Origin of the sequence: Pseudoalteromonas sp. S16_S37 (genome assembly GCF_014694405.1) — a bacterium.
In the GTDB taxonomy this organism is placed as follows: Bacteria; Pseudomonadota; Gammaproteobacteria; order Enterobacterales; family Alteromonadaceae; genus Pseudoalteromonas.
In genome coordinates, this window is sequence record NZ_JAAUWV010000132.1 from 1 (window position 1) to 1,655 (window position 1,655).

Annotated in this window: 2 protein-coding genes; both read right to left on the reverse strand. The window is 45.0% G+C overall.

The annotated features are described in order from the left end of the window. Positions 1 to 88: 88 nt before the first annotated feature. Positions 89 to 313: a hypothetical protein gene (locus HC733_RS22140; RefSeq protein WP_190367140.1), complete on the reverse strand. Its 225-nt coding sequence runs from the start codon at positions 311 to 313 to the stop codon at positions 89 to 91. Beyond that, the coding region (locus HC733_RS22145) for a hypothetical protein (protein WP_190367141.1) at positions 306 to 1,655 on the reverse strand (1,350 nt) is incomplete at its 5' end. The genes HC733_RS22145 and HC733_RS22140, both read right to left, overlap by 8 nt.

The window sequence follows — 1,655 nt, forward strand, 5'->3', positions numbered from 1 at the left end:
GTTGATGCCGCGCGCGAAAACTTAGCGCCAATTGCGCGAAAACTGCGAAAAATGAAAGTTTCACTATATTAAACAGCTTTCCAAATTATTAAACCTCTATCTCTGTATACGGTAGGTCTGGTGCTGGGCCTACTATGCGGTCATTTTCTATATATGCACTGCCACTTTCTACGCTATCGCCTAACACTGTGCTTTGCGTATCATCCGAGTGCTGAACCAATGTTGTGCCGTCTTGGTTCACTGCAACCACTTTCACAATACTGCGCTGAGTTGTAGCCAGTACCGTGCCGAGTCTATTTAACGCGTTAGACATTGCTGATCACCTTAATCGTTTGGTTTACAGTGATTGCACCTTGATTGCTGATTGATGCGCTAAGTGTGGTGCTGTCGCAGGTGGCTTTATAGAGTGAGTCTGAATACCTGATCCCAACGAGCATACTTGGTCTAATCGGTGGCAGTGTTGAGAGTAGCTTGGTTCTAATCGTTGATTCTTGTTTGTTACCACTTCTTGCCAGCTCACATGTACCACGTTGGCGAGCAGCTTGATTGTCTGTAATTAGGCTATCAACAATATCGCGTGCGTACATATCGCCAGCGGTGTTGCTGAGCTTGATTTTACAGGCTACGCCTTGTTGTTCACCACGCACAAACACAGCATTGTATTCGGGTTGTGTTGTATCGCGGGTGTTATGTTCAAGTATTAAAGATTCGTTGAGTATTATATCAGGTGTAGCTTGCTCGGTACTCCAAGGGTTTACGGGCCACTCAGGCACAACTGACACTTTTTTATTTATATCGTCTATATCGAGTATAGCCCCCATGCTGTTAGCTACTTTTAATAGTGCAGCAGCGGGTGTTAACCCTCTATAACTAAACGCGCCTTTTGGCACTGGGTAATCAATCATTTGATTGTCGAGCGTCCAGCCTGAGTTTTCTAAAATGTCGCTCATGATACCTGCGGCGGTTTTATCAACGCTGTTGGTGTAGTTAGTTGCTCTTGCATATGGCGCTGAGAGTAACGCAAAGCGGCTGCGTATATTGGCTGAGTATGAGTTGTGTGCGAACTTACTACTTGTAGCTGCTTGTTCGCATATCACTATAAACTCATAGCCATTAATGGTGAGTTTGAGTTCTTGGCCTATGGCGCGTTCCATATCGATGCGAGAACAAAACTTAATATTGCCCGTTGCACTGAATTGGCCGCGTGTTGATGTGTAGCTAAATTGGCTGATTAATATTTGCTGAGCGTTATCAACTCGCTCACAGGTAATAGTCGGTTGCATGATGTAGGCTCGTTGTAGTTGTGGCTCTATTGGGATTTTTCTATCAATGGGTGGTATGTCATCATCTGAGCGAATAAGGCCACCGGGTAAGCCCCAGTAGCACACTTTGTTCGGTACATTGAGGCTCAACTTGATTGGGCTAGTGTGGGTAATTGCGCGTTTTTTAAATCTGATAATCACTTTGCCAGCGTATGGGTGTGCAACCCGATAACATATATACACCCTATCTGTTGGGCCATAGCGTACTGTTATCGCTCGCTCTACTTTTATTGTCTGTTGCCAGCACTGCGTGGTTTCAAACACTGAGAGTAGATGTGTTTGCCAATTAAGAATGGCTTCACTGAGCACTATATCACTTCGCTGCCAACCTAT

What these genes read in the sequence shown, in the direction of transcription:
- HC733_RS22140 (WP_190367140.1), bottom strand. Translation starts at nt 313, where the DNA reads ATGTCTAACGCGTTAAATAGACTCGGCACGGTACTGGCTACAACTCAG.